The organism is Bacillus sp. SSR7 (assembly GCF_055902415.1).
This window is the reverse complement of sequence record NZ_JBVVXV010000014.1, coordinates 103,800-118,376: the sequence shown is the minus strand read 5'-3', so window position 1 is coordinate 118,376 and position 14,577 is coordinate 103,800. Positions and strand designations below refer to the sequence as shown.

General features: G+C 36.6%; 10 protein-coding genes and 1 pseudogene. 2 read left to right on the top strand and 9 right to left on the bottom strand.

The annotated features are described in order from the left end of the window. Positions 1 to 64 precede the first annotated feature (64 nt). Entirely contained in the window at positions 65 to 220 is a 156-nt protein-coding gene (locus AC0NJG_RS21715; protein WP_474063412.1) for a hypothetical protein, read from the bottom strand. 530 nt (positions 221 to 750) lie between these two features. After that, positions 751 to 927, bottom strand: a pseudogene (locus AC0NJG_RS21710) (IS6 family transposase); the annotation flags it as partial. A gap of 768 nt (positions 928 to 1,695) precedes the next feature. Here AC0NJG_RS21710 and AC0NJG_RS21705 point away from each other — a divergent pair. Then, a complete protein-coding gene (locus AC0NJG_RS21705) occupies positions 1,696 to 2,178 on the top strand; it encodes a thioredoxin family protein (RefSeq protein ID WP_474063411.1) in 483 nt (160 codons plus the stop codon). Positions 2,179 to 2,217: 39 nt separating this feature from the next. Further along, entirely contained in the window at positions 2,218 to 3,363 is a 1,146-nt protein-coding gene (locus tag AC0NJG_RS21700) for a DUF418 domain-containing protein (RefSeq protein WP_474063410.1), read from the top strand. A gap of 454 nt (positions 3,364 to 3,817) precedes the next feature. On the opposite strand, the gene AC0NJG_RS21695 is transcribed toward AC0NJG_RS21700, so the two are convergent. The 7 genes from AC0NJG_RS21695 to AC0NJG_RS21665 all read right to left on the bottom strand — a co-directional run bounded on the left by AC0NJG_RS21695 (position 3,818) and on the right by AC0NJG_RS21665 (position 14,576). Next, positions 3,818 to 4,501 (bottom strand): lysostaphin resistance A-like protein, encoded by a 684-nt coding sequence (locus tag AC0NJG_RS21695; RefSeq protein ID WP_474063440.1) that lies wholly within the window; start codon positions 4,499 to 4,501, stop codon positions 3,818 to 3,820. A gap of 288 nt (positions 4,502 to 4,789) precedes the next feature. Further along, entirely contained in the window at positions 4,790 to 5,089 is a 300-nt protein-coding gene (locus AC0NJG_RS21690) for a DUF2325 domain-containing protein (protein WP_474063409.1), read from the bottom strand. After that, positions 5,086 to 5,469 (bottom strand): hypothetical protein, encoded by a 384-nt coding sequence (locus tag AC0NJG_RS21685; protein WP_474063408.1) that lies wholly within the window; start codon positions 5,467 to 5,469, stop codon positions 5,086 to 5,088. Before AC0NJG_RS21685 ends, AC0NJG_RS21690 begins: the two co-directional genes overlap by 4 nt. 164 nt (positions 5,470 to 5,633) lie before the next feature. Next, complete coding sequence (locus AC0NJG_RS21680; protein ID WP_000720698.1) at positions 5,634 to 6,209, bottom strand: hypothetical protein; 576 nt, start codon at positions 6,207 to 6,209, stop codon at positions 5,634 to 5,636. A gap of 16 nt (positions 6,210 to 6,225) precedes the next feature. Further along, the gene (locus AC0NJG_RS21675; protein WP_474063407.1) at positions 6,226 to 8,430 is read right to left on the bottom strand and encodes a lysozyme family protein; all 2,205 of its coding nucleotides are present in this window, start codon (positions 8,428 to 8,430) and stop codon (positions 6,226 to 6,228) included. Beyond that, positions 8,427 to 12,446 (bottom strand): type IV secretion system protein, encoded by a 4,020-nt coding sequence (locus tag AC0NJG_RS21670; RefSeq protein WP_474063406.1) that lies wholly within the window; start codon positions 12,444 to 12,446, stop codon positions 8,427 to 8,429. Before AC0NJG_RS21670 ends, AC0NJG_RS21675 begins: the two co-directional genes overlap by 4 nt. Before the next feature lie 30 nt (positions 12,447 to 12,476). Beyond that, positions 12,477 to 14,576, bottom strand: coding sequence for a VirB4 family type IV secretion system protein (locus AC0NJG_RS21665; protein WP_474063405.1), 2,100 nt, complete (start codon positions 14,574 to 14,576; stop codon positions 12,477 to 12,479). Position 14,577: the final 1 nt, after the last annotated feature.

The following is a 14,577-nucleotide window of genomic DNA, read 5'->3' as shown; positions in this document are numbered from 1 at the left end:
TTGTAATAAAATAATTCTAGGGGCTATCTACGCAGCCCCTAGAATTATAGGCTTACGCCTATACTTACATATCAGTATAGGATGGATCACCTTGCTCTAGCGCTAATGGAAGAGGCGGAAGCTCTTCAATGACAAAATCTTCAACACTGAGAACATTCTCCAACTCCGTGTTGACCTTTTTAACCTGTACATCAACTTCCTTAATACCTTTGTTTTTCATTTAAAATTCCCCTTTCCTATTTTTGTAAATGGACTTGCATTTACATAACACAACCATTCCCTTTTTATGTAAATTGTTTTTTTCTAAATTTTCTAAATTTTTTTGTTAATTTTAGAGAAGGTTCAATGAATCCATCTATTATCCCTCTTTTATTGTCATAGCTAGTACCCTATAAAATTTTTCGATATTTTAACAATTGGTTAATACCTCATACTATAGTTTTCTTTACCCCGTAATTCATAAATCTGCTAAAAAGTTTGGGAAGAACATTATTTTACGAGGGATTTCCTACACGCATAGCGCTACAGCTAGACACAGAAACACACTAATAGGAAGACGTAAATCATGAGTGCGAGACATTCTCGACTAAGCAAAAACGTTGGTAATACAACGTTTTCAGCGACAAACGATGACTGTTCTGGTTGTGTTGCAAAGTTTGAAAAAAGCATAAACGAGTGGATAAATAAGGGAAACTATTTATGCAGTGGCCATTAATTGTTGTAATTTGTTGTAATTCATTGTACACTGAGATGGAGTGCCGATTTATTTTTCTTCGTCCACACTTGATAGATTAGATTTCCATATTCATGAACCCAACGCATGATAGTTGTTGGATGAACTGACACACCACGTTCCTTGAGAATCTCAGATACATCACGATAGCTTAAAGAAAAACGACAGTAATAGCCAACTGCTACTAAAATAATGTCCTTTTTGAACTGTTTTCCTTTTAGAAGTCTTTTTTGTTTTTTTACATTTTTAGTACTCTTCTTACTCTTCTGCTGTTTAAATTTTTTATTCATTCTAAAAACCCTTTCTATTACATCATAAAGATCGTTAATCTTTCAATGTAATAGATTACTATCTAATGTTACTCCACTATCACACGAGCGCATTCATTATCACCTATACAAACTATTATCACCCTTACTAGCTACTATTACCTATACACATTTAATATCACCCTATGCCTATAAATCTTCCCCCCTAAAAAACGAATGAACACAAAAATATGGTATTAAGTTCATAAAAATATAAAATTTAACATTCCCAAAAGGTACACCTTTAGATATAGTATATTCTTTGCAGCTTAAACTACTTCAAAAGGTATCAAAATATACTTAAGACACACTTCATAAGTACACACACTTTTTGAGATGTGTTTGTTGAATGATTTTATGCTTATTGGAGGAGGATAGTGTCCCAATCAGTTGGATACACCACAGAGCCCACCTTGTTGTAGTGTTTATTGTTTTTGATATATAATCTGGTACATGAAATTTTATAATTAAGTTATCCCTTAGTTTTTCTTTTGAAATTCTTATAGCATTCTATATAAATCTTATGTTATTATGGAGATAGAAAATTTGTTTCCATTGTTTATACTCTATTGTACGTAGCGTGAAGGACAAACCTTACGCCCTGTTAACTCGGGCGAGGTTTGTCCTTTTTTTTACTTTAAGGAGGAATTTACTATGAAAAAAATCTACAAAATCGGAGCAATTATAACAACTTTATGTGTTATTGGTATCACGATCTTTACTTTAACTAAAAATGAATCAGTCAAAACAGAAATAGTAACACCTAAAAAAACAATTGTATCTGCTGCAGATGTAAAAGGATCACCTGAAAATATAAAAGATATTTCAAAAGAAGAATTAAAGCAAAAAATAAAATCCCATGAAGAATTCATTGCGTATTACCATCAACCAACCTGTCATTATTGTAAAAAGGCTGCACCGGATATCAATCGTATGTCAAAAAAGCATGATAGAACCATCTATCGTATTGATATCTCTACCCCAGAAAATCAAAGTGCCTTTCAAGAGTTCGACATTCCAGGTACTCCAGTTGTTGTAGCTTATAACAGAGGTGAAGAAGTTGAACGTTTAGAAGGAGCTATGTCAGCTGCTACCTATGATGGATTCTTTACAAGACGTAATTCGAGCGCTAGCTAGTATAGTGCTCGTTTTTCTTTGTACGAAAGGAGAATTAAGATGCAACAAAACGCCCGTATTCAATCTTTAGACATAATAAGAGGTATTGCCATACTATGTATCCTTTTTGCGAATCTACCTACTATGACGGGATTAGATCCCTTTAATCAGGCAGGTTACTCCGGTACGGATAAAGCGATTCGTTTTTTAGTAGATTTGTTTATACAGGCAAAGTTCTATACTATTTTTGCATTCTTATTTGGCGTAGGGTTTTATATCTTTATGAAAAATACAGAAGCAAAAGGTTATCCCATGTATAGGTTATTTACCCGGAGACTGTGTATTTTACTAGCCTTTGGTTTACTCCACTTCACCTTTCTATGGTATGGAGATATTCTACATGCGTATGCTATAGCAGGATTTATTCTATTGTTCTTTTATAAGCGATCTACTAAGCTTATTTTTATAGCTGGTTGTAGTTTCCTAACGGTTAGTTATGTATTACATATTATTGTATTTTTACAAGCAAGTTCTTCTATTCTTGAAGTGCCAACTTACTATCAATATATGTTTACAGGTAACACTACCAACCACACGGTAAATCTATTTACACATTATTTATATCAAGTAAAAGCACGTTTGTTTTTTCTGATGATAGAGGAACCTCAACAACTACTAATAGGAATTCCTGAATATATAGGCTTATTTTTAATCGGCTTATGGGCTGGTAAGAAAGATATTTTTAAAAGGATACCGGGGTTAATAAAGAAAATTAAATTTTTACAGTGGAGTTCGTTATGCATTTCATGTCTTCTCTCTTGTCCTATTATCTACTACTTTATAAAATCGGATATCTATTACTCTCAGGATATACAAATATGGATTCTATTTGGAGGAAAAACGCTAGCTATATTCTATATTTGTACCCTACTTCGAGTTTGTGAGAATAAAAAATATATAGAGTGGCTGCGCCCCCTTATGAACGTAGGCAAGTGTGCTTTAACAAATTACATTAGCCAAAGTATACTAACTCTTGTCATACTTTCGTTGTACTTGAAAGATGTCTCACACGTATATTACTGGCAACTATGTATCTTCGGACTTTTAATTATCCTTGTACAAATTATGTTCAGCAAAATGTGGAGTAAATATTTCCGTTATGGTCCTATTGAGTGGGTATGGAGAAAAGGAGTTTACAAGAAATAGTAGTGACTATATCATCCATATCCTATTAAACAATAAATAAAAAAGTGCAAAATCTATCAACAGATTTCGCACCAAAAACAGATAAAAGATACAATCACTAGAAACATAGGAGAGTGTTTCAACACTTATTATAAACCATATCTTTACATATTTGTGTTGAATTTTTAAAATATGTAAAGATTCATCATTTCATTTTGAATTTTCTTTTTATTTGCGTTATACTAAACTACAAAGGAACAACTCTCCTTTAGGCCGTCAAACATTATGCTAACAAAACACACACCAAAAAAACCAATTCCCGTGTAATGGAATTGGTTTTTTTGTGCAATTCAGTCGATACAGCAACTTGAACCCACATTTTCAAATCTAGTCTTATTAAGACTACCATAATTTTAAATTCATAAACACAAAAAAGCTAAATCACTAGTAAATCGCACGAATCCGCTGCTTTTCATCAAGAAATTTGGAGTATAACAACAATTAAGTTCATACTAGCATGAACAACAAATGATACTAGCAACCTATTGGTATGTACATATACTAAAGCCAGTATAACTCCAATTAAAAAGTATCCAAATATAAATGGAAAATCAAAATGCATGATAGAAAAGAACGATGAACTTATTAATATGCTCCAAGTTCGCTTAAACTTGGACATTAAAATATTTATGGCCGCGTAACGAAAAACAAACTCTTCTACTAACGGTGCAAGAAGAACAATTGAAATAAGTGCCACAGGAGATATTGCTGCAGCAGCGACCGTATTAGATGTATTTGCTGATTGAGTAGTTAACTGAAATATACTTTTATCTAACATACTACCTACTATCTGCGCAAGAAATACGAATATGATCCCAACTAAAATCCATATGAATGAATTTCCTGATAATTTAATCGATAACTTTTGATCATTTATTATCTCCTTACTATATATAAGAAAGATGATTATCAGCATAAGTGAAAACCCAATTAGGTCCCAGTGCACAAGAAGTTGTTGGATTGCTTGCTGTTGGTTTCCCTGAATATCATACCAGCCCGTCTTTGCTAGCAATTGTACCCCTATAATCCCAACAAATTGAGTCATTACAAAATATATAAGTATAATATAACCTGATTTATGTATATTACTATTATTCATGTTCATGTATTTGCCCTTCACTTTTTTATTTAATTTACGATTTTGTTTTTAATAGCGAACTTTCATTGGATCCAGTGATGTTTTTCGTTTGTCTTTTTAGAGAATTTTCATGTTACTTTTGCTTTTGACATCCTTCGATTCAAGAATAGTAACCATCGGTCTATTCACTTACTTTTCTACAAAATTCAAATTTTAGTAAGTTAAATAATTATTATTTTGATTTAAAAATTATATATAACAATTAAATGATATAATGTCCAAACAGTTATCTCAGACTACCTACTAAAATCAAGCCGCTTGCAGATGCTTTAACCCGATTTCTAATGCACTGGTTCCACCAAACCCTTGATTAAATAATAGTGGGACATCATACTTCTTTGCGTACTCTTTTGCTACATCAATAGATACATGGCCACATGCACCTTTTTGAACAACAATAACATCGCATTTTTTGATTACACTTCGAAACGTTTTCTTTACGCCACCGTGATTTTTCCCATCATGGAAAATAACCTGGCAGTCTCTTTTTTTGGCCAACCTCTCTAACGTTCTTCCATTCGATCCACCTAAAACTAAAATTGTATTCATTCCCACTCATTCTCCTTATCTTTCTTCTTTATATATGTACTTGGTGATGTTAATAACACAAGTGTACAAGCAACAATATTCATTAACACGAAACAAACTATTAGTAAAATAACGAAAATCGGCGACAACAAGATGAGAATAAAGCCACTTACTACCAAACAGATAAAAATAAAGCCATTACTCATGTCTTCATAACCATCTAATCCTCTTACAATATTCAAACTATGCATCCATGCTGTGATGCTATCCCAATTTTCTATTAACAGATAGCCACCACCCAACAGAAAAGCCCAGCCAAACAACGTTCCTAATAATCCAGAATTTCGTCCTATATAATACCCCGAAACAAAATTCGCAGCTGTTCCAATCAACATTCTCATTTGTATTCCTCCATATCCATCTCATTTTAGCGTTATATACAAATTTCATTTAACCATGGTTTTATCATATAAGAAAATTATGAATATTCAATAAATAATTTTAGGTACTCTTTATTTTTTTATAAAAGGGTTGTGTTTTTTCTTCCACAACCCTCATTTCCTTCTTAATCCACAGGTACTTCTTCTTGTCCATGTGGAATTTGTGCAATTGGTGTTACAATTTGTGCATATTTGTTTACCTGCACTTTAAATTGTCGTGGTTCTAAGAAGTTTACCTGTTGAATTAAAACTTCAATATGAAAGGTATCTACTTTTTTTCCACGGTCAATTTTGGTAATTCGCGCATTGTAAAACTTATCTCCATTTAGGAAGTATCGTTGTACAGCTTCTGTAGCGAGCATACGCTCATTGCTTGTCATTTTCATTGGTTCAATACCAAATCCATCTTTTGTAAACAAATACGGAACATCATAACTACTATTAGAAATTTTTCGTAGTAAATCCTCTACAGTTTTTGTCTTTGCGATATATTCCTCCTCTTTTGTATCAAATCCCTTCGGTTTATCTCCAAGCATCTCGATTTCATCTTGATTTACTTGCTCTTCCTCTTGTACTTGAGATTTCATCATGTAACGATGAATAGTATTATAGGTAGCAACGCCTACTACTAACACTATAATTCCCAATATAACTAAGTACTTACGAGGCATATTGGATAAAATGTTGATTATTTTCTTCATCTACTCTCATCCTTTATCAGTCTATAACATTACGAATTTGCGTCATATGTTGACCTCTTGCCGTATAGTTTAGACCAGTAATTTGTACACCTTTGTTATCACCAATATGAATCATTTTTTGATTCCCCATGTAAATTGCAACGTGCCCTGGATTTTCATAGAAGATAAGATCCCCTGGTTGTGCATGATTAATTTCTGGTACTTGTTTACCTTGCCCAACTTGAGCACCTGTCCAATCTCCAAGTTGCACACCTATACTTGTTCTAAAGACATACTGCGTAAATCCTGAGCAGTCTGAAGAGCCACCTGGTGGATTACGGTCTCCTAATACATATCTGACTTTCCCTTGCCCTAGCCATTTTTTCGCTTCTTCCAATACCTTTTGTCGTTTAGCATTTGTCATGGTAGGAGAACCACCAGATGATAACCCTGGATCATCATTTTTCTTAAAGAACTTCATTGGATCCGTCGGTTGATCATTTATACGAATTTGGAAATCTAAATGGACAGCGTATCCAAGCATATTCAGAACGCCACCAACATAGTTAGAACCACCCATTTCTCCGATAATTTGTCCTTTTGTTACCATAGTTCCTGGGGTAACTGAAATCTTACTCAAGTGTAAATAACGAGATACAATGCCATTTCCATGGTCAATATAGACACCTAGACCACCGTAGTTTACATATCCTGTTTGAGCTGTAACTACTCCCGCTTCCATCGACCATACGGGGTCTCCTGGTTTTCCAGCGGTCATGGCTCCAATATCTACAGCATTATGTTGCTTTCCATTACGAACTGCATCAAATGTGTCTGTAATACGACCTGATTTCGTTGGCCATTTCCAACCTTTATCAGAAATCCATTCTCCATCTCCAGCTGCCACACACCCCAAATCCTTGTAATATTTTAAAACTTTGGAAACATATGTAAAATCTCCGTAGCACGCATTAACCTTTGTCCTGAAGTTATTCGGATCGGAGCAACCACCTGGATTTAAATGATTCTTACTTCTTGAGAACTCAATAGCTGTTTCTTCTGAATAGCCACCCTTTGCTAAAGCGTAACTAATAAAACCTTCGCCAAAGTTGTAAGACTGCAAAGCGAGAGCAATATCACCATTGGCCTTTCCTAGTACATCTTTAAATTCCCGTACACCTGCTTCTATAGAAATATTAGGATCTTTAATGCAACCCATACGTGCATTTCCCTTTACACCTATACAAGATGAGCTCATGTCTCCATATTGCCCCTCTGAAGCCTGCATTGGGTCATTTCCTGCTCCACCTGATTCCTGCATCATTTGGGCTGCCAGAATACCAACATATTCAGCAACACCATGTTTTTCTGCCATTTCTTTAATCTTAGGTAGATATCCTGTAACTTTTTCATTAAGGTTAACAGGCTCTCCACCAGGACTCACATTACCTACACACATACCACCAACAAAATTACTAGAAGGTGCAAGGTGTCCATATGTTGCCTCTAACAACCCTGCTTCCAATATCTCACGAGCACGCTCTTTTTGACTCTTACTAAACTTTGCGAGTTCCATCGCTTTCTCTAACCCATGAGAAGATGTTGTCACTTTTTTACTTCCACTCGCATTAATCTCATCTATCTTTTTCTTAAAATCTGTATCTCCTAATATCTTTTTTACATCTGGTCCGGAGTAACTTTCAGATTTGGTTTTTTGCATCTCTTTTTTCTTTTTTTCACAAGGACCATTCGGTCCCGCCTCGCATACCTCTTTTTCCGTATATTCTTCATATTGGATATCTAAGAAATATGATATAGCATCATGCGGATTTTTACCAGTTAAATCATTATCATATCGTGCCATGTCAAAGGCGACGACCTCTTTCCAATCCACATTAAGAGCCATTGAGACTTCCATATATTTTTTTACTTGTTCCTCTGTTTTCGTATCATCATCAGTAAAAGGTATCAAAGAGACTAAAATCACACACACAGCAATAATGACTCCCATAATCAAAGCGGCAGGTACTCCAACCGCTGCCACAACAGCACCCACAATTTTTAGTATACCTGCTTTTAGCATTTTGGCAGCAGCTTTCGCTGCCGCCTTTCCTGCTTTCCCTGCTAATTTTGCCATCTTCCCACGCGCTTGCATCCCTTTTTTCTTAATAAAGTGGGAAGCTACATCTTTTAAAGGATTACTTTTTTTCTGTTCATTTGGATCATTAGGATTTTGACTCATAGACTAATCACACCATATTTTCCATTTTGAGAATTTCTTCCTCTTCGCTGTGCCAAGCGAGGGTTTGGCGCAAATGGAATCAGATTTTGCGGGTCATGTTCTGATAAGTTCAGATGCGTCTCTGTACGAACGACTTCATCCTGTGCATGTGTGACTAATATTTCTTCTCTTGGTTTAATACTACTGTCTTTCACTTCACAAGCTCTTTCAATCCTTTGGTTTGCTTGTAAACGCGTATCTCCTTTTCCGAATGGTGAAATACGTGACACTGTACCGTCTGTTGTTGTCGCAACCATGTAACTACGATCTCTTTCTACAACCATTTGTACATTCTTATATCCACCTTGGTCTAAATCAGACATATAGAAGTGACCATTGTCTACCTTGTGATTGACCGTAAGTGGTGGTTCATTAAATACCGGTTTCTGTTGTAATGGTCTTTGATTTTGATTTCCTACCAATTGATTTGGATTTACATTGATCGAGCGATTGATATTGATTTTGCCACCACTTGAATCTTGTATATAAGCTAGAGAAGCTTTCATACCATTACGATACTGCGTTAACTGTCCATCTGAAATATTTAAATCCTGATATACCACTTGTCCAGAGCGTATACTACTATCTCCACTACCATAACGAGAGACAACTTGCGTCATACCACTAGAGTCTCTTGCTTCAATCCACGATTTATTATTTGTCATCACAAGATGTACTGCACCTTTTACAACCGATTTCGTACCTGTATGATCTGTTGTCGTAGGTACCATCTGTTGAATTTCCTGAATTTCTTTTGCTTCTGTTTGAACAGCTTTGTTATAAGGATTATGTTTACTTACCATACGTGCAGTCGCTTGATAAGCACCTGCACCACCAATTACACCTGCTGCATAACTTAACCCTTTTGTAACATTGTAATGGCGTTCTGCTGCATTCCCACCTAATGATGCATTAACAGCAGCATTAGTCCCACTTATCACTCGTTGTACTGCATTCCCTCCGGATTGTTGTACAGCACTTGCGGCACTAAAGTATGCATTTGATACCGTATCAATACGATCCGCAAGCATAAAGTGTTTTGTACCTTCCATTACACTCATGCCAAGTTTTGTACTTTGCTGTGTCATGCGTCCCACTGCAGAAGTTGGGATAGACATTTTACCAGCACTTTGTGCAATATTCGCTACACTTGTTGATGCATCAGCATAAGAGCGTTCAATTTCCGCAACGGAAAGATTTCCTGCACGTGCGATACTCGCTTGCGTTTGTGTCGCTGCATATACAGCTTTATTGATTGCGCCACCTGTCGCAACGCCATGTGAACGAACACCTTGAATCGCACTAGTAATTCCAGAACCTACTTGTTGGCTCACCGTTCCAAGACTTGCATGATTTTGTAAACCTTTCGTTAATTGCGAAGCAAAGGCATCTTTATTAATATACGATTGATTATGTAGACTCTTCCCACTCGTATCTTTTGCCTGTACGGGCATCGCTCCCGCTTGTACTGCCGCTTGTTGTGCAACTGCTTTAAATTCATTTCCTTTTTCATTTAGGTGCGTCTGCCAAGCTTGTTCTTTTTGTGGTTGAGACATAGTTGGAGACAAGTTTTTCATAAAGCTTGCCTGTTGTTCTGCAGCATAGCCTTGTTTAAATGATTCTGTAGAGGCTTGTACCAGGTTCCCAACATTACTTACTTGTTTTGATTGCTGGCTTCCAGCTCCACTTGTCAAACCGTGTGTTTTCAAACCATGGACTGCCTTCTGAATGCCTGCCGCACTGGATATACCCATAGCATTTAAGTCAGGATTTTTTTGTAACTGTTGTGATAAATGAGCAGTGAAAGCTTCTTTATTCGCATAGTTTGTACCGTCTTTTTGCTGTACAATACCAGCCGATTCTGCCGCTTGTTGTGCATGATTTTTAAATCCTTGTACTTTTTGATCTAAATGCTTATTCCATGCTGCTTCTTTTTCTTGTTGTGGCATATCTGCAGGGAATTGTTTCATGAATCCAGCCTTATGGTCTGCACTATACGCTTTCTTAAATGCAGCAGTAGATGCACCGACAAGAGCACCGACTTGCCCCATATTTTGATGGCCACTTTCTAACGTTTCTCCTTTTACATCCTCGACTGCTTTTCCTATTTTTCCTAATGCAAGTTGAGAAGCAAAGGCATCTTTATTCACATAGGACTTATCAAACAAGTTATCTCCTTGCTTATCTTTCGCATCAACTGGCATAGCTCCGGCTTTTATTGCCGCCTGTTCTGCGTGGCTTCTAAATCCTTGTACTTTTGAATTCAGATGGTCATTCCATTGTTTCTCTTTTTCTTCCGCTAACATATTTGCTGGTAATTGACTCATAAACGTATCTTTATGGTCTGCCTCATATCCTTTTTGGAATGCGTTAGTCGCAGCGTTAACTAAATCTCTAGCATTTCCATATGGTGTAGCGGTTTTCTTCATATTTTGTAAATCTTGTTTCCGCTGATTTGTGAAACGAGACATTTGATCACTATTTGTTTTCGCTACTTTTTTAGCAATCTCTGCATCGGAAGCATTAGGGAATGCTTGTTTTAAGCGGCTTGCCACCGCAGAATCAGGATTATCCGCTTTCCAATTTTCAAAATCTTTTGTAGCTAAATCCTGTGCGATATCTTCATCGGTTAGTTCCGGATACGATTCACCATTTAGATTTGAATACGTGTCCGTACCCTTCTTTATACTCGAACCAATATGTTTTCCTAAGGCTACAGCTCCTTCACCCAATGCAGCCACACTTCTACCAGCCACTGCACCAGGAGCACCACCTAATGCACTTCCAACTTGCGATCCTGCTACCATCGCTCCCGGTCCAAGACCTGCACCTGCTGCCATACCTGCAAGTCCTGTCGTTGCTTTACCAAGTGAGCTTCCAACTTGACCTGCTTTTAACATACGAGCTGCACGAGATGTTGTGCCAACATCTGTCCCTAAATTCGCTCCTAATGCATTTTTCGGGTTATCAGCATCTTCTTTATTATCTTTCTCTCCATCTTTCTTTTCTTTCCCTTTATCTTTTGCACTACGGTAATCGTCACGAACACCTTTAACCAATCCAGCCACACTTGCTAAAGCACCCATCCCCATCATCGTACCCGCTCTATGAATACCACCTGATGCATTGGTGCTAAGGCCGATAAAGCTTTTCACAATCTCACCAACTGGAATAAACATGGCAAGCAATACTAATTTTATAATAGGATTTTTGGCATCCCCAATAAGTGTAATGACTAACCATAAGGTAATTGCGTGAATCGCTTGAATTAATACTGTTCCCATAAACTCACGAATCCAATATAACGTCTGTTGTTTCTTTTGTGGGAACAACCACATTCCTACCATTATAGGGCCTAGTAACATTAATACGTACAGTGTCACAGCACGCATTAAATAATAAAAGTTTGCCCAAATCATTAATCCAGCTTCAATGAATAGTCCAAATATGATAAACATATAATCGTTTTCATGACCTTTCATAGAAAGCTCTGTAATTGTCTTATAGTCAGACAGTCCCGACTTTAATAAAGGTATTTGTTGATCCGGGTTAAAATTCCCGTTATTTACTCCATTTATCGCCTCTTTAAATTCCAATGTAATCCAAGTGTTTAAATCAAATACAAAATTATAAAAGAAATCTAAATGCCAGAGGCAAATCGAGATAATCATTAAGTCTTTTGCATATTCAATTAATGCCGTCCGATTATTTGGATTTATAGCTGTTGCTGAATATTTTGCTGCTGTAAAAACTACACTGACGAGGACACAAAAAGCAACAAATTTAAACATGACAGGCATACCGGTATCTAATACATTCGTAACCGCATTCTTTTCATATAAAAAATCTAGATTCGCATTATCTCCACCAAAAACTAGAACTGGAATAGTATCCATAAATCCATAAATAGGCGCTAGGAGAGTCTTTACCATGTGGATAATAAGGCCACCAACCCAATCTATTATTTTCTCAAGCATATTTTCACCTTCCTTTTCAAAGGTACGCTATTATCCTGCGTACCCTTGTACTTTCTTCATGTTATTTAAAAGCTCTTGTAGTACCGCTTCATTTGATTCAATGAACATCATTTCTTTGTCGGATGGATCTGTTTGAATCCAAACCGAACTATCCCCAACACGGAAGATTCCTTCTCCTTTTCCTGGGTTGTTTAGGATAATATCTAACTCCCCAGCAGTTAAATTAAAGTTCTCTTGGATTTTTTTCTTATCAATCTTATTTTGCTCTAAGAAGAAATAAGAGAAAGTAGATTGTAAGATACCGCGCGCTTTCACATTTTCTAAAATACGAACAAAGTCCTGACTGGCCCAACACATACCAGCATTTCTTTTACGTGAACGACGTGCTACCTTTTCTAAGAAGTTAACTGTCTGTTCATAATCAATAAACTGCCACATCTCATCTACATACAGTACTTTTCGCTTAATAGCGTGCTCTGGACTCTTAATCCAATGCTCCCAGATATAGTTCAAGATAACGTGGAAAGCGATTGGTTTTAAGAAGCCTTCCTCTAAATGACTAATATTAAAGTTAACAACACGTGATTCATTTAACTGTGTTTCTACACCACGTCCAAAATGACTTTGTCCATCAAATAATGGCTTGGAACCATCACGTAAAAACGGACGAATCGCGGCAATTAACTCTTCTGCTTTCACATCGTCTCCATGACGTTCTACTATGACATCGTAGATTTCTTTTAACTCGGGCTCTGGCTTTCTCACTTGAGACTGAATTAATTGTCCATCCACCTTTTTTACTTCATCTGTATATAGAGATGAAGGATGTGAGGTAATACCATGCTTATCAAACACGTCACGAATCGCGTCTTCTAGCATCGTACGCTGGAATACATTTAATCCTGGTTGATCAAAGTCTTGCCCTCGAATAATAATGTCAAAGAATCCTAGTATTTCATTGATTTTCTCTAAAATCGGCACAAACCTTACATACTTCACGCCATCACGCTCTACGAGTTCCTTCTTATCGTATTGTTCAAGTGCTTCTAGCTCTTCATCTTTATCCGTAATCTGAAGCTCCGTTACAGCAATTGCACAAGGATTAATAATGATATTACTTTCAGGTGAAATATTTAAATTAATACCGCCCAAACGTTTTGTAATTTTTACGAATTCACCCTCTGGATCTATAATCATCGCATGTGTATCTGCAAGTGATGTTTCACGAGCGAGCTTCATTTTTAAAAGTAAACTTTTTCCGGAACCTGAGATCCCCGTCACACCAATGTTATAGTTTGGTGGACGATAATCAGCATTCCCGAATGAATTTAAAAATTCTACTTGCCCAGTAATTTTGTTCTTTCCTATTGGTATCCCACCGTTAAACCTTCCGGAACCTGATACAAAAGGTGCAAATGTACATAGAGCACGTCTATCGATATTTCGATAGGTATCTTGTAAGGTATTCGGTGCCCCTAGCGGCATAACAGCTTTCAAACCGCTCTTCACCCGATTCCAAGTACTCGCTATCTTAAAGTGAGATGCTTGCATTTCATCTTCAATATACTCACATAAGACGTCCAATTCTTTCTTTGATTCGGCATACGCAACACCCATTGTACTCACCATATAGGAGTCGTTTTCATTGAACTGGATTTCATCCATTAAATTGTTTGTATCTTGAATTTTTGCATCTAAGTCTTTTTCTTGGTCAATGTTGCCTCGTGTACGCTGGAAGGAAAGATTCGAACGTAGCATCGTAAGCTGCATATCTAATGAGCGCATCGCTTTGGCTTTTGGCTCTTTATGAATATCAATCATCACATCCACTTCCCCAGCTGAAGTTAACATATTCAACCAATTGGTTTGCATCATACGTGGGTATCCATCACGTGGAATATAAAACGGACGGAAGAAGGTATTACTTCCTAAAGATTGTTTAATGACTCCATAATCTTCTGCGTCAATTTTCATTCCTTCTGGAGCTATAACATCAAACACAGTTGTTTGATTGTCTAATTGGGTCGGTATTTCCTCATCTTCCAACTCTTCCTCCTCTAGTTCCAATTCATCTTTCTCTTCTGCTTCTATTTTTTTCTTTTTATTTTTCTTTTTCCCGAATAACTTCATG

Coding starts and splice junctions, on each gene's coding strand:
- AC0NJG_RS21715 (WP_474063412.1), bottom strand. CDS start 220: ATGAAAAACAAAGGTATTAAGGAAGTTGATGTACAGGTTAAAAAGGTC.
- AC0NJG_RS21705 (WP_474063411.1), top strand. CDS start 1,696: ATGAAAAAAATCTACAAAATCGGAGCAATTATAACAACTTTATGTGTT.
- AC0NJG_RS21700 (WP_474063410.1), top strand. CDS start 2,218: ATGCAACAAAACGCCCGTATTCAATCTTTAGACATAATAAGAGGTATT.
- AC0NJG_RS21695 (WP_474063440.1), bottom strand. CDS start 4,501: ATGAATAATAGTAATATACATAAATCAGGTTATATTATACTTATATAT.
- AC0NJG_RS21690 (WP_474063409.1), bottom strand. CDS start 5,089: ATGAATACAATTTTAGTTTTAGGTGGATCGAATGGAAGAACGTTAGAG.
- AC0NJG_RS21685 (WP_474063408.1), bottom strand. CDS start 5,469: ATGAGAATGTTGATTGGAACAGCTGCGAATTTTGTTTCGGGGTATTAT.
- AC0NJG_RS21680 (WP_000720698.1), bottom strand. CDS start 6,209: ATGAAGAAAATAATCAACATTTTATCCAATATGCCTCGTAAGTACTTA.
- AC0NJG_RS21675 (WP_474063407.1), bottom strand. CDS start 8,430: ATGAGTCAAAATCCTAATGATCCAAATGAACAGAAAAAAAGTAATCCT.
- AC0NJG_RS21670 (WP_474063406.1), bottom strand. CDS start 12,446: ATGCTTGAGAAAATAATAGATTGGGTTGGTGGCCTTATTATCCACATG.
- AC0NJG_RS21665 (WP_474063405.1), bottom strand. CDS start 14,576: ATGAAGTTATTCGGGAAAAAGAAAAATAAAAAGAAAAAAATAGAAGCA.